The sequence below is a fragment of the Kibdelosporangium banguiense genome (genome assembly GCF_017876405.1).
Lineage (GTDB): Bacteria > Actinomycetota > Actinomycetes > Mycobacteriales > Pseudonocardiaceae > Kibdelosporangium > Kibdelosporangium banguiense.
Genome location: NZ_JAGINW010000001.1, coordinates 2,913,169 through 2,932,687, shown reverse-complemented (window position 1 = coordinate 2,932,687; position 19,519 = coordinate 2,913,169). Strand labels below are relative to the sequence as shown.

At 66.3% G+C, this 19,519-nt stretch carries 21 protein-coding genes and 1 tRNA gene; 3 read left to right on the top strand and 19 right to left on the bottom strand.

Annotation, left to right across the window (positions count from 1 at the left end; translation table 11 throughout):
- Nucleotides 1-15 precede the first annotated feature (15 nt).
- The 10 genes from JOF56_RS14085 to JOF56_RS14040 form a co-directional block, all read right to left on the bottom strand.
- Nucleotides 16-531, bottom strand: a complete 516-nt coding sequence (locus JOF56_RS14085; protein WP_209637911.1) for an Rv1363c family protein — start codon at nt 529-531, stop codon at nt 16-18.
- Nucleotides 531-1,796 (bottom strand): MCE family protein, encoded by a 1,266-nt coding sequence (locus JOF56_RS14080; RefSeq protein ID WP_209637909.1) that lies wholly within the window; start codon nt 1,794-1,796, stop codon nt 531-533. Before JOF56_RS14080 ends, JOF56_RS14085 begins: the two co-directional genes overlap by 1 nt.
- Nucleotides 1,790-2,995: an MCE family protein gene (locus JOF56_RS14075; protein ID WP_372448378.1), complete on the bottom strand. Its 1,206-nt coding sequence runs from the start codon at nt 2,993-2,995 to the stop codon at nt 1,790-1,792. The genes JOF56_RS14080 and JOF56_RS14075 overlap by 7 nt, the downstream gene beginning before the upstream one ends.
- A 116-nt stretch (nt 2,996-3,111) precedes the next feature.
- Nucleotides 3,112-4,278 carry an MCE family protein gene (locus tag JOF56_RS14070; RefSeq protein ID WP_209637905.1) on the bottom strand — a complete coding sequence of 389 codons (1,167 nt, stop codon included), beginning with the start codon at nt 4,276-4,278 and terminating at the stop codon, nt 3,112-3,114.
- Entirely contained in the window at nt 4,275-5,258 is a 984-nt protein-coding gene (locus JOF56_RS14065) for an MCE family protein (protein ID WP_209637903.1), read from the bottom strand. Before JOF56_RS14065 ends, JOF56_RS14070 begins: the two co-directional genes overlap by 4 nt.
- Nucleotides 5,255-6,280, bottom strand: coding sequence for an MCE family protein (locus tag JOF56_RS14060; RefSeq protein WP_209637901.1), 1,026 nt, complete (start codon nt 6,278-6,280; stop codon nt 5,255-5,257). The genes JOF56_RS14065 and JOF56_RS14060 overlap by 4 nt, the downstream gene beginning before the upstream one ends.
- Nucleotides 6,277-7,626, bottom strand: a complete 1,350-nt coding sequence (locus JOF56_RS14055) for an MCE family protein (RefSeq protein ID WP_209637899.1) — start codon at nt 7,624-7,626, stop codon at nt 6,277-6,279. Before JOF56_RS14055 ends, JOF56_RS14060 begins: the two co-directional genes overlap by 4 nt.
- The gene (locus tag JOF56_RS14050) at nt 7,623-8,447 is read right to left on the bottom strand and encodes an MlaE family ABC transporter permease (RefSeq protein ID WP_209637897.1); all 825 of its coding nucleotides are present in this window, start codon (nt 8,445-8,447) and stop codon (nt 7,623-7,625) included. Before JOF56_RS14050 ends, JOF56_RS14055 begins: the two co-directional genes overlap by 4 nt.
- 2 nt (nt 8,448-8,449) lie before the next feature.
- Nucleotides 8,450-9,181, bottom strand: coding sequence for an MlaE family ABC transporter permease (locus tag JOF56_RS14045; protein ID WP_245379511.1), 732 nt, complete (start codon nt 9,179-9,181; stop codon nt 8,450-8,452).
- 59 nt (nt 9,182-9,240) lie between these two features.
- Complete coding sequence (locus JOF56_RS14040; RefSeq protein ID WP_209637894.1) at nt 9,241-10,383, bottom strand: ABC transporter ATP-binding protein; 1,143 nt, start codon at nt 10,381-10,383, stop codon at nt 9,241-9,243.
- A 237-nt stretch (nt 10,384-10,620) separates the two neighbouring features.
- On the opposite strand from JOF56_RS14040, the gene JOF56_RS14035 reads away from it, so the two are divergent.
- A complete protein-coding gene (locus tag JOF56_RS14035; protein ID WP_209637892.1) occupies nt 10,621-11,478 on the top strand; it encodes a trypsin-like serine peptidase in 858 nt (285 codons plus the stop codon).
- Between the two features lie 844 nt (nt 11,479-12,322).
- Here the strand turns inward: JOF56_RS14035 and rplL are convergent.
- Nucleotides 12,323-12,709: a 50S ribosomal protein L7/L12 gene (gene rplL, locus JOF56_RS14030; RefSeq protein ID WP_209637890.1), complete on the bottom strand. Its 387-nt coding sequence runs from the start codon at nt 12,707-12,709 to the stop codon at nt 12,323-12,325.
- A 43-nt stretch (nt 12,710-12,752) separates the two neighbouring features.
- On the bottom strand, nt 12,753-13,286 hold the full coding sequence (rplJ, locus tag JOF56_RS14025) for a 50S ribosomal protein L10 (RefSeq protein WP_209637888.1): 534 nt from the start codon (nt 13,284-13,286) through the stop codon (nt 12,753-12,755).
- Nucleotides 13,287-13,529: 243 nt separating this feature from the next.
- Here rplJ and JOF56_RS14020 point away from each other — a divergent pair, with 243 nt between their 5' ends.
- Nucleotides 13,530-14,252, top strand: coding sequence for a hypothetical protein (locus JOF56_RS14020; RefSeq protein WP_209637886.1), 723 nt, complete (start codon nt 13,530-13,532; stop codon nt 14,250-14,252).
- A gap of 71 nt (nt 14,253-14,323) precedes the next feature.
- Here the strand turns inward: JOF56_RS14020 and rplA are convergent, their stop codons facing one another.
- The 5 genes from rplA to JOF56_RS13995 form a co-directional block, all read right to left on the bottom strand.
- Entirely contained in the window at nt 14,324-15,043 is a 720-nt protein-coding gene (gene rplA / locus JOF56_RS14015; protein WP_209637884.1) for a 50S ribosomal protein L1, read from the bottom strand.
- Nucleotides 15,044-15,112: 69 nt separating this feature from the next.
- Nucleotides 15,113-15,544 (bottom strand): 50S ribosomal protein L11, encoded by a 432-nt coding sequence (gene rplK, locus JOF56_RS14010; RefSeq protein WP_209637882.1) that lies wholly within the window; start codon nt 15,542-15,544, stop codon nt 15,113-15,115.
- Between the two features lie 82 nt (nt 15,545-15,626).
- Entirely contained in the window at nt 15,627-16,418 is a 792-nt protein-coding gene (gene nusG, locus JOF56_RS14005; protein WP_209637880.1) for a transcription termination/antitermination protein NusG, read from the bottom strand.
- 48 nt (nt 16,419-16,466) lie between these two features.
- Entirely contained in the window at nt 16,467-16,892 is a 426-nt protein-coding gene (gene secE / locus JOF56_RS14000; protein ID WP_209637878.1) for a preprotein translocase subunit SecE, read from the bottom strand.
- 38 nt (nt 16,893-16,930) lie between these two features.
- Nucleotides 16,931-17,003, bottom strand: a tRNA-Trp gene (locus JOF56_RS13995).
- A 179-nt stretch (nt 17,004-17,182) separates the two neighbouring features.
- Here JOF56_RS13995 and JOF56_RS13990 point away from each other — a divergent pair.
- Nucleotides 17,183-18,412, top strand: a complete 1,230-nt coding sequence (locus JOF56_RS13990; protein WP_209637876.1) for a pyridoxal phosphate-dependent aminotransferase — start codon at nt 17,183-17,185, stop codon at nt 18,410-18,412.
- A gap of 225 nt (nt 18,413-18,637) precedes the next feature.
- Here JOF56_RS13990 and JOF56_RS13985 read toward each other — a convergent pair whose 3' ends face one another.
- Nucleotides 18,638-19,045 (bottom strand): MaoC family dehydratase, encoded by a 408-nt coding sequence (locus tag JOF56_RS13985; protein ID WP_209637874.1) that lies wholly within the window; start codon nt 19,043-19,045, stop codon nt 18,638-18,640.
- The gene (locus JOF56_RS13980) at nt 19,042-19,509 is read right to left on the bottom strand and encodes an FAS1-like dehydratase domain-containing protein (protein WP_209637872.1); all 468 of its coding nucleotides are present in this window, start codon (nt 19,507-19,509) and stop codon (nt 19,042-19,044) included. The genes JOF56_RS13985 and JOF56_RS13980 overlap by 4 nt, the downstream gene beginning before the upstream one ends.
- Nucleotides 19,510-19,519: the final 10 nt, after the last annotated feature.

Below are 19,519 nucleotides of genomic sequence, written 5' to 3'. Positions count from 1 at the left end.
CTGTCCTTCCAAAAGCTATTGGGCACCGGTGGCGGAGTACGGGACCTGGCGGAGCACGTTGACCTTCCAGCCGTTGTCGGTCTGGTCCAGCGCGGCCTCGATGCGCAGCCGCTTGGTGGTCGGGTCCTTGTCGCTTTCCTTCACCGTGGTGTCCACGACGACCAGGATGGTGGCGACCTTCTTCTGCAGGTTCACGTCCGTCACCGCGGTCTCGCGGACCGACGCGGTCGTGACGACCTTGCTGTCCCGGATCCGTTTCTTGAACGCGTCCTGGTTCTTGGCGTAGTCGTCGTGCACCGCGCCGGTCGAGACGTCCAGGAACCGTTGGTAGACCTGGTCGACGTTGTTGTAGTCCAACGAGGTCAGGGTCGCGACCGCGGCCGCGCCGACCGTGCTGACCTCTTCCCGGGCCCGGGCGACGTCGGTGTCGTCACCGCTGGCGCTCGCCCAGGAGATGCCGAAGAAGGCGGCGAACCCGGCTGCGATCACCACCAGGCCGATCGAGGCGTACCGCAGGTACTGGTTTTTCATCATGCTCCCGTGAGTCCCAGCAGCTGGGTCAGGTTGAGCGGTCCTTGCATCGTCTGCTGGCCCAACGGGCCCGGCAACGCCCCGGCCTGTTCGGCGAGCTGCTGGCCTGGCCGTCCGGCGTTCGCCTGCACCTGTGCCCTGGTCGGATCAGCGACCTTACCTCCGAAGGGGGCGTTCTGGGCACCACGCACGTTGATCGGGCTGCCGACCGGTTCCGCGCAGTACGCCTTCTCGTTGGCGGGCGCGGGCGCGACGTCGTTACCGGCACGGCGTTTGGTCTGCTCGTAGCCCTTCACGCACGGCGGCGGGTTGAACAGGTTCAGCGCGAGCCCGAGGTGGGCGGTGCCGTCCCCCGGCGCGACCGTGTTGGCGCCGACCGCGACGACCGGGTACGTGACCAGCGCCTGTTCGAGCCCGGCGTTGCGGGTGACCAGGATGTTCGACGTGGTCAGCAGGTTCGCCAGGACCACGCCGAGGTTCGAGCCGGAATCCCGCAGCAGCCCGGTGACCTGCTCGGCGGCCTGCGGGGTGGCCGCGATCAACCGCCGGATGTCCCCGTCGGAGTTCTTGAGCTGCTCGTTGAGCTGGGCGAGGCTGCCTGCGAACGACTTGATGTTGCCGGCCTCCAGGTTCTGGGTGTCCAGCACAGTGCCTGCGTTGTCGAGCAGCTGCAACGTCTGCGGCAGGTTGTCCTTGGCCGCCCGCGTGAAGTCGCTCGTGGAGTCCAGCAGCACCTGCAGATCCGGCCCTGTCCCGGAGAACGCGCGGTCGAGTTCGTCGACCACTGTGCGCAGGGAGTCGGTCGGCACCGAGACAGCCAGGTCGTCGAGGTCACGCAACACCTTGTCGGTGGACAGCGGCACCTGTGCCTTGTCCGCCGCGATCACTGAGCTGCCGGTCAGGTACGGGCCGGAGTCGTTGCGCGGCTGCAGGTCGACGAACTGCTCACCGACCGCGGACCGGTTGGCCACCACGGCTTGCAGGTCCGACGGGATCTGCGGCGCGTCCGGCGTGATGTTCAGCTCGACTTCCAGGCCCTGCTTGGTCAGGTGGATCTCACCGACCCGGCCGACCTGGACACCGCGGTAGGTCACCTCGGCGTTGGTGAAGATGCCGCCGGAGTCCACCAGCTGAAGCCTGACCGTGTAGCCGTCGCGGCCGAAGACCTTGCCGACGTCGGTGAACCGGAACAGCGCGTACACCACAGCCAGGATCGCGATCACGAAGAACGCGACGATCTGCAGTCTGGTCCGCCGGGTCAGCATCGCTGACCTCCCAGGATCGAGCCGAGCAGGCCACCACCGTTGTTGCCGCAGTTGGCAGAGTTGCGCGGCTGGTTGGACTGGCCGCCGAGATTGGGGATGCCCAGCGGCGGCGGCGCACCCAGCTGGGCACCGTCCTGTCCGCTGGTCAGCCCACCGATCAACGGGATGTCCTGCAACGGGTTCTGCCTGCTGCGGGACAGGTTGTTCATCAGTTCCTGCAGGTTGAGGTCCAGCTTGGCGTACAGGTTGAAGTAGTCGCCCTTCACGCCGGGCACCGCGGAGTCCGGGAACGGGAAGCTGAGCAGCAGCTCCAGCGCCTTGGGCAGGTTGCTGCCTGCTTCACTGAGCTTCTGCAGCGTCGGCGTGAGCGCCTTGAGGTCCGCGATCACGTCCGCCTTGCTCTTGTTGACGGTGTCGACGGCGACATCGGAGAGCTGGTTGAGGTTCTGCAGCATGGTCACCAGTTGCGGCCGTTGATCCGACAGCACCTGCAGGCCCGGGCCGATCTCGTCGATCACCGCGGCGATCTTGTCCTTCTGGCCGTCCAGCGTGCCGGACAGTTTGTTCAACCCGTCCAGTGCCTTGGTGATGTCACTACGCCGGGCGTCCAAATCGGACACCAGCTTGTTCGCGTTGGTCAGCAGGGCCCTGAGCTGAGGTTCGTTGCCGTCGGCGACCTGGTTGAGCTCGTTGGCGATCGTCCGCAACTGCTCGACGCCGCCGCCGTTGAGCAGCATCGACAACGCGCCGAGGACCTCTTCGACCTCGGTGTTGCGGTTGGTGCGATCCAGGCCGATGTACGCGCCGTTGCCGAGTTTGCCCTGCTCCTTGCCCTGATCAGGAGCTGCCAGCTCGATGTACTTCTCACCGAGCAGGCTGGACTGCCGCAGCCGCGCGAAGGAGTTGCCGGGCAGCTGCACGCTTCCGTTGACACGCAACGTGACTTCGGCCGTCCAGCCGTCGGGCGCGAGCGTGATCGCCTCGATCCGGCCGACCGGCACCTCGTTGACCTTCACACCCGACTGCGGCACAAGGTCGAGCACATCCCGGAACTGGGCCTTCACCGTGTACGGGTGATCGCCCAGATCGGCGCCGCCCGGCATCGGCAGGTCATAGATACCGTCGAAGCTGCATGACGAGACAAGCAGTACGCCCGTTACGGCAAGCGCCAGCCGCCGAAACTTGTCAGACCCGTGCAGTAACGTTGAAAACAGGGGTCCCCCTGGGCGAATTGCTCCTTCAATGGACGCTGCGCCGGTCGCCTCGGGGGGCACTGCGCTGGCGACTGGGGCGGACGCCTTGTTGTTTGCTGTCCTCATCGGCCACCTCCCGACAGCGGGAGGGGCAGCGGCGGCAGAGTGCCGGTCTGCAGGCCGTGGATCACCTGCGCCGCTGAGGGAAGCCCCTTCGTGAGCGGGGCGATCTGCTTGCACGCGTCGGTGAGCAGCGGCGGGATCTCCTTGGGGGTGGCCTGTTCCAGCAGTCTGCAGACCATCACGATCGGCGGCTGGGTCAAGTCGTTGAGGTCCGCGCGGGCGTCCAGCGTGCCGGAGGCCGCGTTGTAGGTGTTGACCACGTTGCTCAGGGCCAGCGGTGCCACGTCGAGCACCTCGGCCAGTGCGGCACGCTGGTCGACCAGTACCTGGGTGATCGTGGCCAGTTTGTCCACATTGGACTTCAATCGGGCCCGGTTGTCCTTGATGAACTGCTGCACGCTTTCCAGGGCGGTGGACAGCTGTTGCACGGCCTGCGCCAGGTTGCCGCGCTCGGCGGCGAGGAACTTGCTGACGTCGGCCAGCTGGCTGGAGAACTGCCGCACCTGCTGGTCGCTCGCGGCCAGCGTACCGGTGAACTTGTTCAGATTGTCCACTGTGGAGAACAGCTGCTCCTGGCTGCCGGACAGGGTCCGGGCGGCCTGGCCGAGCTGCTTGATCGTCTCGTGGGCGGCGGTGCCGTTGCCTTCCAGGTTCTTGGCCAGCGTGTTGAGCAGGTCCGACAGGGCGCCGTTCTGGTTGGCGCCGTTGGGGCCCAGTGTGGTGCTCACCCGGTTCAGGCTCTTGTAGAGGTCGTCGACCTCGAGCGGCGTCGCTGTGCGGTTGCGCGGGATCGTCGCGCCGGAGTTCATCTGCGGGCCGGCCACGTAAGCCGGGCCGAGCTGCACATACCGGTCGCTGACCAGCGACGGCGACACGACCACGGCGCTGGCGTCCATCGGGATCGGCACGTCGTTGTCGACCAGGAGCTCGACCTTGACCTGGTTGCCCTGCGGCTCGACCTTGTCCACAGTGCCGACCGCAACACCGAGCACGCGCACGTCATTGCCTTCGTAGAGACCAACAGCGCCACCGAAATACGTGGTGATCCGCTTGGAACCCGCGTCGGTCAGCACGTACCACAGCACCAACGCGCCAAGCAGTGCCAGCACACAGGCGATGGCCACGCCACGTCCGAGGTCACGGCCCTTGGCCGTCTTGAACGTCATGGCAGACACCCCTGCGGGTTGATCGGGCCGATCGACGGCGGGAGCAGGCCGCAGATGTAGTTGTCGAACCAGCGGCCGTTGCCCAGCGTGTTGGTGAACTGCCGGACGAACGGGGCCAGCTTCTCGATGCCCTTGCCCAGGTCGTCCTGGTTGCGCTGGAGCATCGCGGTGAACTGGTCGAGCTGGGTCAGCACCGGGTCCAGCTGCTTGGCGTTGTCGTCGACCAGGCCCTTGAGCTCGGCCGAGAGCTTCTTGGTGCCGTCCAGCAGTGCGCTGATCGCCTGCTTGCGCTTGCGCACCTCGTCGAGCAGCTTGTTGCCGTCCTCCAGCAGTTTCTGCACCTCGGCGTCCCGGTCGGCCAGCGTCTGGGTGATCTTGGCCGTGTTGTCCAGCAGCTTGGCCAGTTCCTGGTCCCGGCTGGAGACCGTCTTGGACAACGCCGACAGGCCGTCCAGCGCGCCTTTGACGTTGTCGGGCGTGTTGGAGAACGTCTGCGAGAGCACTTCGAAGCTCTTGGCCAGCTGCGGAGTGTCCACCGCGTCCACGGTTTCGGCCAGGCCGCGGAACGCTTCCAGGACGTCGTACGGCGCCAGCGTGCGGTTGCGCGGGATCGGCTTGCCGGGATCCAGCACCGTGGAACCGTCCGGCTCCAGCGACAGGAACTTCTGCCCCAGCAATGTCTTGATCTTGATCGCGGCCCGGGTCCGGTCGCCCACCCAGGCGTCCTTGACCTTGAACGACACCAGCACCGAGTCGCCGACCAGGTCGACGTCGGTCACCTTGCCGACCTTGACCCCGGCGATCCGGACCTCGTCAGTGGGCTTGATGCCGGCCGCCTCGGAGAACTGCGCCTGGTAGGTGGTGCCGCCGCCGATGATCGGCAGGTCGTCGGAGTAGACCGCGGCCAGCAGCGCCAGCGCGATCACCACCAGGCCGGCGACGGCGATCGTGATCGGGTTGCGGGAACGGAACGACTTCATGCCTGGCACCTCGGCTGACTCACCGGTGCCAGCGGCACGTTGATCGGCTGCGTGATCAGCGGTGGCAACGAGATCGAACCGCCCGCCGAGCACAGGAAGAAGTTGAACCACGAGCCGTAGCTGGCGGTGCGCGTGAGCTCGGTGAGCTTGTGCGGCATGAACTGGAAGAAGTGCTCCACCAGCTGCTCGTTGTCGTTGAGGTTCTTGGTGAACGTGCCCAGCGCCGCGATGTCGTTGCGCAGCGGCTCACGAGCCTCGGCCAGCAGGCCGGACGTGGTACCCGCCAATCCGGACAGGGCCTGGACCGCGTCACCGATCGGCTTGCGGTCCGCGGCGAGCCCGGAAACCAGCTGCTGCAACGTGACCACCAGGTCCGAGAGCTGCTGGCCACGGGCGTTCACGGTGTCCAGCAGGCTGTTGAGGTTGGTGATCACCTCGCCGATCACGGCGTCCTTGTCGGCGATCGCGCTGGTCAGCGAGGCCGTGTGGGACAGCAGCGACTCGACTGTGCCGCCTTCGCCCTGCAGCACCTGGATGATCTCGTACGACAGCTTGTTCACGTCGTCCGGCGACAGGGCCCGGAACAACGGCTTGAAGCCGTTGAACAACTCGGTCAGATCCAGCGCGGGCCTGGTGCGCTCCAACGGGATCGAGCCGCCCGGTTGCAGCAGCCCGTTGCCGGTGCCTTGGCCCAACGCGATGTAACGCTGGCCCACCAGGTTGCGGAACTTGATCGTCGCGGTCACGCCCGCGGGCAGGCTCCGTCCGGCGTCCACCGAGAACTTCACCTCGGCCTGCTTGCGGTCGGCGATGCCGACCTCCTCGACCTGGCCGACCCGCACGCCCGCGATCCGCACGTCGTCACCGGGCAGCAACAGCGTCGCGTCGGTGAAACGGGCCGAATAGGTGTTGGTGGAGCTCAGGTTGGTGTTCGCGATGCTGATCGCCAGCACGGAGGTTGCGACCACGGTCACCACGATGAACAGCGAGAGCTTGATCATCGGTGCGGTCAGGCCCTTCACTTCGTGGTCACCTCCGCTCCTCGATACACCGGTGCTGCCAGCAAGGTCGTCCATCTCGGTACGTCATCCGGGCTGATGCCCAGCTGACCGGCCATGATCGCGGCCACGAACTCCTGTTCGGCGTGCGAGTTCGGCAGGCCGAAGTCCGTCGGCGCGCCCGACGGGGACGTCCCGCCGATCACCTGGCCGATCATGCTCGGCGGCAGCACACCGTCCTGCGCCGATCGCGCGGCCGGCGGCGGCTTCGAGCCGTCCTTGAGCGGGCCGTCCGGCGGATGCTGCGGGAACGGGTTCGGGAACTGCTTGAAGTCGTAACAACGCGGCCCGCGCTTGTCCTGGTAACGCGGCTCGTCCTGACCCGGCTTGTACGCGCCGCGGTTGACCGTGACCTCCAGGGTCACGTGCAGACCGGGCTCGTTGGTGCCCTTGCCGAACGCGACGTCCAGCTTCGGGATGGTCTCGGCCATCTGCTTGAGGAAGCACGGGTATTCCGGCGCGTACTTGGCCAGCAGCTCCAGCGTGGGCCGGGAGGTGTCCGCGAACTGGATCAGGTTGTTCTTGTTCACCGCGAGGAACGTCTTGAGGTCCGTCGACGCCGTGGTGAGGCTTCCGTACAGAGTGGACAGATTGTCACGCTGCTCGGCCACGGTCTTGGACGTGACAGTCAGATCCGTCAAGGCCTGCACCAGCTGCGGCGTCGCCTCGCTGTAGGTGTCGGAGAACTTCACCAGCGCCTGGAGATCGTGCTGTAGCTGCGGGATGTGCGGCGACAATTCGCCGACGTACTCACCGAGGTCCGACAGCGTCTCGCCGAGCGGCTTGCCCCGGCCTTCCAGCGCGGTCGAGATCGCGGTCAGCGTGCTGGACAGCTTCTGCGGCTGAACCGCCTGCAGCACCGGCAAAAGGTCGTTGAGCGCCTTCTCCACCTCGACCGCGGGCGCGGACCGGTCCTGGTCGATCGTGTCGCCGCTGCGGATCGTCGAGGCCGACGGCTGGTCCGGGATCTGCAGCGCCACATAGCGTTCACCGAACAGCGTCTTGGGCAGGAAGCGTGCCGAGACGTTGCTCGGGATCACGTTCACCTTGTCCGGATCGAGCGCCAGCGTGAGCTCGGCGCCGTGCGCGGTCGGCGTGATCTTCTCCACCGAGCCGACGATCAGGCCGCGCACCTTGACGTCCGAACGCTGCTGCAACTGGTTGCCGACCTTGTCGCCTGTCAGCTTGACGTTGACGAACGAGCTGAACGACTTGTTGAAGAAGGCGATGCTCAGCACGACAAAGCCCACGAGCATCGCGATGAACGCGACGCCCAGCAGCCTGCGCCTAAGGACCGACACGCCCGTCATCCGGCGATCCTCACGGTCGTCGTCGTGCCCCAGATGGCCAGGCTCAGAAAGAAGTCGAGCAGCGTGACGGCCACGATCGTGGTCCGCACCGCGCGGCCCACGGCGACACCGACGCCGGCCGGGCCGCCGCTGGCGCGGTAGCCGTAGTAGCAGTGCGTGAGGATGATCAGCACAGCGAAGATCAGGACCTTGCCGAACGACCAGAACACGTCTTGAGGCGGTAGGAACAGGTCGAAGTAATGGTCATACGTACCCGCCGACTGGCCGTAGAAATAGACCGTGATCGTTCTCGACGCGACGTACGAGGACAGCAAACCGATAATGTACAAGGGAATGACCGCGATGAACCCGGCCATGATCCGCGTGGTCACCAGGTAGGGCAGGCTCGGCACGCCCATGACTTCCAGCGCGTCGATCTCCTCCGAGATCCGCATCGCACCGAGCTGAGCGGTGAAACCCGAGCCGACGGTCGCCGACAACGCAAGTCCCGCAACCAAAGGCGCGATCTCACGCGTGTTGAAGTACGCGGACACGAACCCGGCGAACGCCGCCGTGCCGATCTGGTTCAGGGCGGCATAACCCTGCAGGCCGACGACCGTGCCGACGAACAGCGTCAGGCCGAGCATCACGCCGATCGTGCCGCCGATGACCGCGAGCGCTCCACTGCCGAAGCTGACTTCGGCCAGCAGCCGCATGGTCTCGCGCATGTAGCGCGTGGCCGCCCGCGGAATCCACGCCAGCGCGCGGATGTAGAACGACATCTGGTCGCCGGCGTTGTCCAGCACGTCCAGCGGCTTGCGGAGCTGGTCCTTCACGGCCATCGTCAGCTCCCCTTCGCCGGGACGACCGTCAGGTACACAGTGGTCAGTACGAAGTTCACGAAGAACAGCAACAGGAACGTGATCACCACGGACTGGTTGACCGCGTCACCCACACCCTTCGGCCCGGGAGGCGGGTTGAGGCCGCGGTAGCAGGCGACCACACCGGCGATGAACCCGAAGATCAACGCCTTGAGCTCACTGATCCACAAGTCCGGCAGCTGGGCCAGCGCGGAGAACCCGGCGAGATACGCACCCGGCGTCCCGCCTTGCAGAACGACGTTGAAGAAGTAACCGCCGAGCACACCGACAACGCTCACCAAACCGTTGAGCAGCACGGCAACCAGCATCGACGCGAGCACCCGCGGCACGACGAGGCGCTGCACGGCCGAAACGCCGAGCACCTCCATCGCGTCGATCTCCTCGCGGATGGTCCTTGCACCGATGTCGGCGCACATCGCCGAACCACCGGCACCAGCGACGAGCAGCGCTGTCACCAGGGGCGCGGCCTGCTGGATGATCGCGAGCACACTCGCGGCACCCATGAACGACTGCGCGCCGAGCTGCGTGACCAGCGATCCCAGCTGCAACGCGATGACCGCGCCGAACGGGATCGCGACCAACGCGGTCGGCAGGATCGAGACACTCGCGATGAACCAGGACTGCTGGACGAACTCACGGAACTGAAACGGTCGCTGGAAGAACCCGCGCACGACGTCAAGACCGAGGGCGAACATCTGGCCGGTCTCACGAAGTGCGCCAGCACCAGGGAATGACGACCTGGTGGGTCGAACTGTCACACGCCACCGCCTTCGCCCGGTGCGGGCGGCCGCCATTGGGTCTGCGGGACCTGCGCCACCCCAAGGTCACCCGTGATCCGGTCTCTGGGTGAAGGGGACGGTCTGTGTCCGGCCGGGACAGTCGCGAACATGTGCGGGCGCACGTTGTAGCGGTGCTGATCCTCGGGCGTGAGGCTCTCGATGATGCCCTCCTGCGCGGCCGGGGGAAGCGTGTGCAGGATGCTCATCACCCGGTCCTTACGACGACGGACACCTTGCCGCTCGGGCAGACCAGGCGTCGGCTGCAGCTGCGGCACCACACCACGAACGTCCTCAGTGGACCCGTCGTGGTGGCCGGCGTCGGCCAGCTCCTGCTCGGCGGCCATCGTGGCGACGTCCTTCTCCTCCGACATGCCGATCGGGCCGAGCCTGCGGCCGTTGAGGAACTGCTCGACGACCGGCTCCTCGGAGGTGAGCAGCACCTCACGCGGGCCGAACATGATCAGCTCGCGGCGGAACAGCATGCCCAGGTTGTCCGGCACGGTCCGGGCCAGGTTGATGTTGTGCGTGACGATCAGGATGGTCGCGTCGATCTGCGCGTTCAGGTCGATCAGCAACTGGCTGAGATACGCCGTGCGGACCGGGTCAAGACCGGAGTCGGGCTCGTCACACAGAATGATCTCGGGGTCCAGCACGAGGGCACGGGCCAGCCCGGCACGCTTGCGCATACCACCGGAAATCTCACCGGGGAGTTTCTTCTCCGCACCGGTGAGACCGACCATCTCCATCTTCTCGAGCACGATCCGCTTGATCTCGGTCTCGGACTTCTTGGTGTGCTCACGCAACGGGAACGCCACGTTGTCGTACAGGTTCATCGAACCGAACAGGGCACCGTCCTGGAACAGCACACCGAACAGCTTGCGGACCTCGTACAGCTTGTGCTCGGAGCACGAGACGATGTCGACGCCGTTGATGACACACCGGCCCCGGTCGGGCTTGAGCAGACCGATCATGGACTTCAGGAAGACGGACTTGCCGGTCCCCGACGGGCCGAGCATCACACTGACCTCGCCCGGCGGCAGCGTCAGGGTGACGTCCCGCCAAATGGTCTGTCGTCCGAAAGACTTGGTGAGACCTTCGACCACCACTTCGGCGCCCATCGAACCCTCCAGAGCTGGCTGTCCGTTCCTCACCTGACCAACGAGCCGGACTCGCCGGGGTTACTGCTTGGTACGCGGCAAGGTACATACTCCGCGGCGGCTAGTCGAATCCGCCACCCGGTCGGCCACCTTAGACCAGACAGCTCATCCGCGGGTTTTCAATACGGAAGTTCCTGTGCGCAGCAGAGTCGCCTGGATACCGTCAGTTGTCTTCCCTGCAACAAGACGGAGAGTGTCATGGGCAAATCACGCCTCGTCGCCTTACTCAGTGGAGCGCTGGTCGCCGGCGTCGTCCTGGCCGCGCCCGCCAATGCGAGCGGCACCCTGACCGGCGTGCCCTCGTTCGAAGGCAGCGGCATCCAGAACCCAGCCCTGGTCGGCGCCGACCCAGTCCGCCCAGGCCACCAGATCGCCGGATTTGACGGAATCGGCGTGCAGTCGATCATCGGCCCCGACAACCGCGTCCGCGTCAACCCGACAACATCCTTCCCAGCCCGCGCCACAGTGCTGATCACCCGCGTCTCCGGCGGAGTCGAACGTCAGCACTGCACCGGCTGGATGTTCGGCCCATCCCTGGTCCTCACCGCAGGCCACTGCGTCTACAGCGGCTCCGCCTACTACACAGGCCTGCGCTTCTACCCCGGCTACAACGGCGACACAGCCCCCTACGGCTCATGCACCGCAACGCAACTGCGCGCGAGCGCGGGTTACGTCGCCAACGGCAGCCCCGACCAGGACTACGGCGGCGCGAACCTCAACTGCACCATCGGCAATACGGTCGGCTGGTACGGCGCGTACGCCACAACCGCCTCCCTGAACGGAACCCCCACCACAATCCAGGGCTACGGCGGCGACAAGAACAAGCAACAATGGCTCTCCACCGACCAGATCCGCACATCGGGCGCACTGCGCCTCTACTACGAGAACGACACAATCGGCGGAAACAGCGGCAGCGCGGTCGCGACCAACCGTCCCGCAGGCTCGCCCGGCTGCTCAGGCTGGTGCTCACTGGCGTTCCACGCGTATGGCGGCTCCCAGAACAGCGGCGCCCGAATCACAGCAGCCCGCCTGACCGAAGTAACCGGCTGGCGCTAACGTTTCCCTCTTTTTCCCTTTCCCCTCCCTCCCAAAAATGACAGCCCCCACCCTCCCTAAGGGGGTGGGGGCTCCCCGGCTTCTATTCTAGTCGGGAGAGTGGGGGTTGGGGTTCGGTTTTCGGGAGTTTTGCGTGCGAGTGGGCCGTTCGTTCGGGGATCACTCGTTTGGAGCAGCGCTGGGCTTGGGTGTTTTGCCTGGTGTCTGTGGTTGGGCGCTTGGCTTGGGTTTTGGGTTTGGTTTCGGTGGCTGGGACGGCTCGATTTGATGACACGGAGACCTCTGAGGCGGCCGCGTCAGGACTAAAGGGCAGGCCCATGGATTGAGGTTGGGTTCTCGGCCAAAGCCATGTGGGGCCTGCCGCGCCGACGAGCTTAAGGCCGCCTCCACTCCGCATAAAATCGAGCCTGGCCTTCAAAGTTGTCGCGGCTGGTGCTGGGTGCTCAAAGTTTTGTCGGGACTGGCACCAGGTCTCAAACTTTGGTCGAGGCTGCTGCCGGGTGTTCAAAGTCTGATTGGGACTGGTGCTTGGTCTTCACACTTTGAGTCGAGTCTGACGCCTGACTTCACACCTTGAGGCGAGTCTGGTTTCTGGCCCCACGCCTTGGGTCGAATCTCGCGCCTGACCTCACACCTTTGAGGCAAGTCTCACGGCCAGCCCGCGCATCTTGAGGCATGTTCGGGGACCAAGTCTTCGTACTTTGATCCGCCTTGGGTTCGGGTGGTGTTGCTTTTGCCTGTTGGGATTTGGGGCTTGGCGGGTTTTGGCTGGGTATGCGAAAGGGCCGCCCCGTGCGCAGGGCGGCCCTTTCGAGGTACTTCAGTGCGGCCTAGGCCGCGGTGATCACTTGACGGCGATCTTGGCGCCGACGGCCTCGAGCTTCTCCTTGGCGGCCTCGGCGGCCTCCTTGGCGACCTTCTCCAGGACGGGCTTCGGGGCGGACTCGACGAGCTCCTTGGCCTCCTTGAGGCCCAGGCCGGAGACGATCTCGCGGACGACCTTGATGACCTGGATCTTCTTGTCGCCGGCGGACTCCAGCACGACGTCGAACTCGTCCTGCTCCTCGGCCTCGGCCGGGGCGGCACCGGCGGGGCCGGCAGCGGCGACGGCGACCGGGGCGGCAGCCTTCACGTCGAAGACGGTCTCGAACTCCTTCACGAAGTCCGACAGCTCCAGGAGGGTCATCTCCTTGAAGGCTTCGAGCAGGTCCTCGGTGCTGAGCTTCGCCATGATGGCGGCTCCTTTCTACTTACTACAAACGAATGGGGGTACTTCAGCTCTCGGCGGGAGCCTCTGCTGCCTTCTTCTCCTGCAGCGCGGCGGCAAGGCGAGCAAACTGGGTGGCCGGGGCCGCGAAGGTCGCGGCGGCCTTGCTCAGGTTGCCCTTCATCGCGCCCGCCAGCTTGGCGAGCAGCACCTCACGGCTGTCGAGGTCGGCGATCTGCGCGACCTCTTCGACCGAGAGCGGGCGGCCATCCATGTAGCCGCCCTTGATGACCAGGCCTTTGTTGTCCTTCGCGAAATCGCGGAGCGCCTTGGCGGCGTCGACGGGCTCGCCGTCGACGAAAGCGATGGCCGTCGGACCGGTGAACAGGGCGTCGAGGCCCTCCACACCGGCGTCCGCAGCGGCACGCTGCACCAGGGTGTTCTTCGCGACACGGTAGGACGCGGTGTTGCCGAGAGCGCGGCGCAGCGTGGTCAGCTGCGACACGGAGAGGCCGCTGTACTGCGTGACGACCGCGGCCGAGCTGGTACGGAACTTGTCCGCGATCTCGGCGACCGCAGCCACCTTGTCCGGCTTCGCCATGTTCGCCTCCTCTCTGGGCTAAGGCGATCGCTGGTACACACCCAGAAAAGACGAAACGCCCGGCGCGCAGGCACGGGCGTAGCAAAGAAAACTCAGCACCGTTCCTCCTGCGCGGGCCACCCACACTCGAAAGCCTGGGATCTTCATCTTCACTGGGAAGAGACCAGCGGTCTTCGGTAGAACGACGACAACGATACGGGACACAGCCGTGCTGCTCCAAATCGCCCCCGGCATGATGGTGACGTGGCCGACAACGAGCAGCCCAGCCAGTCGAACCAGCCGGTGCCCTACGACCCCGACCAGCAGCGTCAGTTCGAGCAGTTCCAACAGTTCCAGCAATTCCTGCAGTTCCAGGAGGCGCAGGGACAGGGCCAGTTGCCGCCCGCGATCGCGCCGAAGAAGCGGCCGGGATGGCAGAAGTTCCTGCTCAGCAAGCTGTTCCGCAGGCTGGTGCTGCTCGGGCTGGTGATCGGCGCGGCTGCCTGGGGGTGTTCGGTGCTTCAGGACACCTTCAACATCGCGCCCAAGGACGACGGCCTCGGTCAGCAGGGCGGCGCCGGGCCTGGCGGCGAGGCACAGCGGATGTACAACGAGAACCCGAAAGCCGGCGTGCAGACGGTCTATTCCTTTGTCGCACGCGGCAATGTCGACGCCTGCCGGAGTTTCGAACCTGCTGCCGCCAAACAGTTCGCGGACGACTTCGGTGCGGCCGACTGTCCTGCCGCGGTCAAGAAGCTGGCGGGAACTGTCGGTAGTAACCCAGAGGTGCGGGACTTGAACTGGTCAGGTGTGCAGACTCTGACCGTGAGCTCGTGCACCCAGTTGCGGCCCAAGCCGGGCACCAGACTGCTGGGCGAGTTCACCTTCTCGAAGCATCCCAATGGCTGGCTCGTCTCCGCGCACAAGTCCGAACCAGACCCGTGCCCGGCGCCCACGACCACAGCTCCGCCGACCACGTCGCGTTAGTCAACGCAAGCCAGAAGGGGCGGACCCGTGGGATCGGGTCCGCCCCTTCTGGAAGGTGCCTGGGAAGGCGGTCAGACGACCGCTTCGTCGGCGAGCAGGTTACGGGTACGAGCCGGGTCCACCGGGATGCCGGGGCCCATGGTCGTGGAGAAGGTGACCTTCTTGACGTAGCGGCCCTTCGCGGAGGACGGCTTGGCCCGGAGGATCTCGTCCAGCGCGGCGGCGTAGTTCTCGACCAGCTTCTCCTGGTCGAAGGACACCTTGCCGATCACCAGGTGCAGGTTGGCCTGCTTGTCGACGCGGAAGTTGATCTTTCCGCCCTTGATGTCCTGGACCGCCTTGGCCACCGCGGGGGTGACCGTGCCGGTCTTCGGGTTCGGCATCAGGCCACGCGGGCCGAGGATGCGGGCGATCCGGCCGACCTTGGCCATCTGGTCCGGGGTGGCGATCGCGGCGTCGAAGTCGAGCCAGCCACCCTGGATGCGCTCGATCAGATCCTCCGCGCCGACCGCGTCGGCACCGGCGGCCTCGGCCTCGGCGGCCTTGTCGCCGGTGGCGAACACGATGACCCGGGCGGTCTTACCGGTTCCGTGCGGCAGGTTCACGGTGCCGCGGACCATCTGGTCGGCCTTGCGAGGGTCGACGCCCAGCCGGACCGCGACCTCGACGGTCGCGTCCAGCTTCACCTTGGAAGTCTCTTTGGCGAGCTTGGCGGCCTCGAGCGGGCTGTAGAGCCGCTCCTTGTCCACCAGCTCGGCGGCCTGACGGTAGGCCTTGCTGCGCTTTGCCATCTCTGTCCTTAACTAACAGGTGTGGTTACGAGCCGCGCTCGGCTCTCCCACGCTTTCTCGAAAAGAGTCTTATTCGACCGTGATGCCCATCGAACGGGCGGTGCCCGCGATGATCTTGGCGGCTTGGTCGATGTCGTTGGCGTTGAGGTCCGCCTGCTTCTGCTGCGCGATGTCACGCACCTGGTCCCAGGTCACCTTGGCGACCTTGGTGCGGTGCGGCTCGCCGCTGCCCTTGTCGACGCCCGCGGCCTTGAGCAGCAGCTTGGCTGCCGGCGGGGTCTTGAGCTTGAAGTCGAACGAACGGTCCTCGTACACGGAGATCTCGACCGGCACCACGGTGCCACGCTGCGACTCGGTCGCGGCGTTGTAGGCCTTGCAGAACTCCATGATGTTGACGCCGTGCTGGCCCAGTGCCGGGCCGACCGGCGGAGCCGGGTTGGCCTGGCCGGCCGTGATCTGCAGCTTGATGATCGCTGCAAGCTTCTTCTTCTTGGGTGGCATCTCGTATTCCTGTTTCCTGCGTGAGTCCGCGCGGCGAACCTGCCGTGCCGCCGCGTGGCCGCCGACCCTTGATCAGGATCGGTCAGATCTTGGAGACCTGGCTGAACGACAGCTCGACCGGAGTCTCGCGGCCGAAGATCGACACCAGGACCTTGAGCTTCTGCGCGTCCGCGTTGACCTCGTTGATCGTGGCGGGGAGCGTGGCGAACGGGCCGTCCATCACTGTAACCGACTCGCCGACCTCGAAATCGACCTCGACAGACGGCTTCGTGGCGGTCGCGGTGGCCTTGCCCGCCGCCGGCTTGGCCTGCTCGACCTGCGGCAGCAGGAACTTCGCCACCTCGTCGATGGTCAGCGGGGACGGCTTGGAGGTGGCGCCGACGAAGCCGGTGACCCCCGGGGTGTTGCGGACCGCGCTCCAGGACGGGTCGTTGAGATCCATCCGGACCAGGATGTAGCCCGGCAGCACCTTGCGCTGGACCTGCTTGCGCTGGCCGTTCTTGATCTCGGTGACCTCTTCGGTCGGCACCTCGACCTGGAAGATGTAGTCCTCCATGTCCAGGGTCTGGATCCGGGTCTCGAGGTTGGTCTTGACCTTGTTCTCGTAGCCGGCGTAGGAGTGGATCACATACCACTCGCCCGGGGCACGGCGCAGCGCTTCGCGCAGCTCGGCGACCGGGTCCTCGGGCTCCTGCTCGGCCACTGGCTCCGCGGCTTCGGCGTCGACCTCGTCAGCGTCCACCTCGGCAGCGCTGTCGGCGGACTCGTCGGTGTCCGCCTGGTCGAGGAGCTCCTCGTCCTGGCCGGCGACGACCTCGTCGTCGGCCGGACTGGTCAGCCCCTGGCCGCCAGCGGCGCCGTTCTCGGAGGTCACAGTGATCTCGCTTCCTTAATCGCTACGGCTCGCGCCCGGCTGAGAAGATCAGCCGAAGATCGCGAACACGCCCTTCCCGATCCCCAGGTCCAGTCCGGCGATGATGGCCACCATCACGGCCAGGAACACCAGGACGACCGCGGTGTAGGTGACCATCTGCTTGCGCGTGGGCCAGATGACCTTGCGCAGCTCGGCGACCACCTCTTTGAGGAACCGGAACAACCGCCCGATCAGGCCGGGGCGCTTGTCCTTGCCGTCCCGGGACGGGGTGGCGTGGCCCTTCTTGTCCGACGCGACCGCGTCGGACTCAGGCTTCGCCTTCGGCTTGGCCTTGGGCTTCTCAGCCGGGGCGTCGCTGTCCTTGCGAGCGGCTGGTCGCGACGATGCGCGGCGCTCACGCCGCGCAGCGGCGGTGACCGGACGCGACGGGGGCTTCTGCTCCTCGTCGCGCTCCTTGCCCGGCTCCTCGCTCACGCCAGTTCCTCCGCTCGCCAGCTATTGCCCTTCACGTGCAGGGGCGACAGGACTTGAACCTGCAACCTGCGGTTTTGGAGACCGCTGCTCTGCCAATTGAGCTACGCCCCTAAGCGGCCTCTCAGCCACCCGGTGGACGAGATCCACTGTCCCCACTCTGTCAGGTCTGACCGCGTGGGGCAAAGTGTCTTTCGTTCCGAGTTCGAAAGTGTACGGCAAGGCCTCCACACGACTGAAATCGCGGTCACCCCAAGCCCTGCTCGTCCAGGCCGATCTGCGACGATGCAGGCATGTCAGCAGTCTCGACCGCCACTACCAGGTCGCGCGTGTCGGCCCGGATCGGCGGCATCAGCGAGTCGGCGACCCTCGCGGTCGACGCCAAGGCGAAGGCGCTCAAGGCCGCCGGTCGCCCGGTGATCGGCTTCGGCGCGGGCGAGCCGGACTTCCCCACCCCAGATCCGATCGTGCGGGCGGCCGCCGAGGCCGCCGCCGATCCCCGCAATCACCGGTACACGCCCGCGGCCGGCCTGCCCGAGCTGCGCGAGGCGATCGCGGCCAAGACCAAGCGCGACAGCGGCTACGAGGTCGAGGCGAGCCAGGTGCTCGTCACCAACGGCGGCAAGCAGGCCGTCTACCAGGCCTTCGCAACCCTGATCGACCCAGGCGACGAGGTCATCCTGCCCGCGCCGTACTGGACCACCTACCCGGAGTCGATCACCCTGGCCGGCGGCGTGCCGGTCGACGTGGTGGCCGACGAGACGACGGGCTACATGGTGACCGTCGAGCAGCTCGAGGCCGCGCGTACCCCGCGCACCAAGGCCCTGCTGTTCTGCTCGCCGTCCAACCCGACCGGCGCGGTCTACCCGCGCTCGGAGGTCGAGGCCATCGGCCGCTGGGCGGTCGAGCACGGCATCTGGGTGATCACCGACGAGATCTACGAGCACCTGGTCTACGACGGTGCCCGCGCGGAGTCGATGCCGGTCGTCGTACCCGAACTGGCCGACACATGCGTGATCGTCAACGGCGTCGCGAAGACGTACGCGATGACCGGCTGGCGCGTGGGCTGGATGATCGGCCCCAAGGACGTGATCAAGGCCGCGGCGAACCTGCAGAGCCACCTGTCCTCGAACGTGGCGAACGTGTCCCAGCGAGCCGCCCTGGCGGCCGTATCGGGCTCCCTGGACGCCGTGCACGAGATGGGCGAGGCCTTCGACCGCCGGCGCAAGACGATCGTCGAGCTGCTGTCGGCGATCCCCGGCGTCGAGTGCCCCACCCCGCAGGGCGCGTTCTACGTGTACCCGTCGGTGAAGGGCCTGCTGGGCAAGGAGATCCGCGGGCAGCGGCCGTCGTCGAGCGTCGAGCTCGCGGCCCTGGTGCTGGAGCACGCCGAGGTGGCAGTGGTTCCCGGCGAGGCCTTCGGGACGCCGGGCTACTTCCGGCTGTCGTACGCGCTCGGTGACGCCGACCTGGCGACCGGCGTGAACCGGATGGCCGAGCTGCTCAAGGAAGCCAAGGACTGAGCGAATCCGCCCGGGCGCCTCTCCACAGAGGTGCCCGGGATCGCCCCTTCTCCGCTGCCGGGCCTCTTTTGCGGGGTCGACCCTCAGCCCGCGCGACCTCCGTGACCTGCGCAAATACCGGAACTGTCAGACCTCACTGCTACCGTGAAATCAAGGGTTCCCCTTCGGGAATTCCTCATGCAATGGGGCTTGGCCGGGGCACGGACAGGGCTCGGGCGGGCCAGCTCAGGCTGGGAGTTTGAGGATGGCCTGGGCTTTGCCGAGGACGTTGCGGCCTTCGAACTTGGCGGTGATGTCGATTTTGGCGGTGCCGTCGTCGTTGAGCTCGCGGACCTTGCCGGAGAGTTCGATGATGGCGCCCTTGTCGTCGTTGGGGACGACGACTGGGCGGGTGAAGCGGACGCCGTACTGGAGGATGTTGGCGGGGTCGCCGGCCCAGTCGGTGAGCACGCGGGCGGCCAGGGCCATGGTGAGCATGCCGTGGGCGATCACGTCCGGCAGGCCGACTTCCTTGGCGAAGGGCTCGTTCCAGTGGATCGGGTTGAAGTCGAGTGCCGCGCCCGCGTAGCGGACCAGGTCCTTGCGGGTCACCTGGACGGTCAGCGGGGGCAGCTCGTCGCCGACGGCGGTCATGCGGGCACCTCTTCGGGCTTCACGGCCTCGCGCACCACGAGCTGGGCGCGGGCGACCACGACGATCTGGTCGGTGTCGTCCCAGATGTCGGCGCGCATGTTGATGAAGTCGTTGCCGGCGCGGTACATGATGTCCTCGATGTGGACGATCACGCGCAGCCGGTCGCCGGCGTGCACCTGCCGGTGGTAGACGAAGCTCTGGTCGCCGTGGACCATCCGGCTGTAGTCGAGGCCCAGGTCGGGGTCCTCGATCACGATGTTGATCGCGGCCAGGTTGATGATCGTGAGGAACGTCGGCGGGGCGATGACGTCCGAATACCCGGCTGCCTGCGCGGCGGCCGGGTCGGAGTACAACGGATTGCCGTCACCGATCGACTCGGCGAACTCTTTGATCTTGGCCCGGCTCACCTCGTAGACGGGTGACGCCGGGTAGGTACGACCGATGTACGAAGGATCCAGAGCCATCGTGAGCTAG

Excerpts from the sequence above, each read along its gene's own strand:
- JOF56_RS14085 (WP_209637911.1), bottom strand. The coding sequence starts at position 531 with ATGAAAAACCAGTACCTGCGGTACGCCTCGATCGGCCTGGTGGTGATC.
- JOF56_RS14080 (WP_209637909.1), bottom strand. The coding sequence starts at position 1,796 with ATGCTGACCCGGCGGACCAGACTGCAGATCGTCGCGTTCTTCGTGATC.
- JOF56_RS14070 (WP_209637905.1), bottom strand. The coding sequence starts at position 4,278 with ATGACGTTCAAGACGGCCAAGGGCCGTGACCTCGGACGTGGCGTGGCC.
- JOF56_RS14065 (WP_209637903.1), bottom strand. The coding sequence starts at position 5,258 with ATGAAGTCGTTCCGTTCCCGCAACCCGATCACGATCGCCGTCGCCGGC.
- JOF56_RS14055 (WP_209637899.1), bottom strand. The coding sequence starts at position 7,626 with ATGACGGGCGTGTCGGTCCTTAGGCGCAGGCTGCTGGGCGTCGCGTTC.
- JOF56_RS14050 (WP_209637897.1), bottom strand. The coding sequence starts at position 8,447 with ATGGCCGTGAAGGACCAGCTCCGCAAGCCGCTGGACGTGCTGGACAAC.
- JOF56_RS14045 (WP_245379511.1), bottom strand. The coding sequence starts at position 9,181 with ATGTTCGCCCTCGGTCTTGACGTCGTGCGCGGGTTCTTCCAGCGACCG.
- JOF56_RS14040 (WP_209637894.1), bottom strand. The coding sequence starts at position 10,383 with ATGGGCGCCGAAGTGGTGGTCGAAGGTCTCACCAAGTCTTTCGGACGA.
- JOF56_RS14035 (WP_209637892.1), top strand. The coding sequence starts at position 10,621 with ATGGGCAAATCACGCCTCGTCGCCTTACTCAGTGGAGCGCTGGTCGCC.
- rplL (WP_209637890.1), bottom strand. The coding sequence starts at position 12,709 with ATGGCGAAGCTCAGCACCGAGGACCTGCTCGAAGCCTTCAAGGAGATG.
- rplJ (WP_209637888.1), bottom strand. The coding sequence starts at position 13,286 with ATGGCGAAGCCGGACAAGGTGGCTGCGGTCGCCGAGATCGCGGACAAG.
- rplA (WP_209637884.1), bottom strand. The coding sequence starts at position 15,043 with ATGGCAAAGCGCAGCAAGGCCTACCGTCAGGCCGCCGAGCTGGTGGAC.
- rplK (WP_209637882.1), bottom strand. The coding sequence starts at position 15,544 with ATGCCACCCAAGAAGAAGAAGCTTGCAGCGATCATCAAGCTGCAGATC.
- JOF56_RS13990 (WP_209637876.1), top strand. The coding sequence starts at position 17,183 with ATGTCAGCAGTCTCGACCGCCACTACCAGGTCGCGCGTGTCGGCCCGG.
- JOF56_RS13985 (WP_209637874.1), bottom strand. The coding sequence starts at position 19,045 with ATGACCGCCGTCGGCGACGAGCTGCCCCCGCTGACCGTCCAGGTGACC.
- JOF56_RS13980 (WP_209637872.1), bottom strand. The coding sequence starts at position 19,509 with ATGGCTCTGGATCCTTCGTACATCGGTCGTACCTACCCGGCGTCACCC.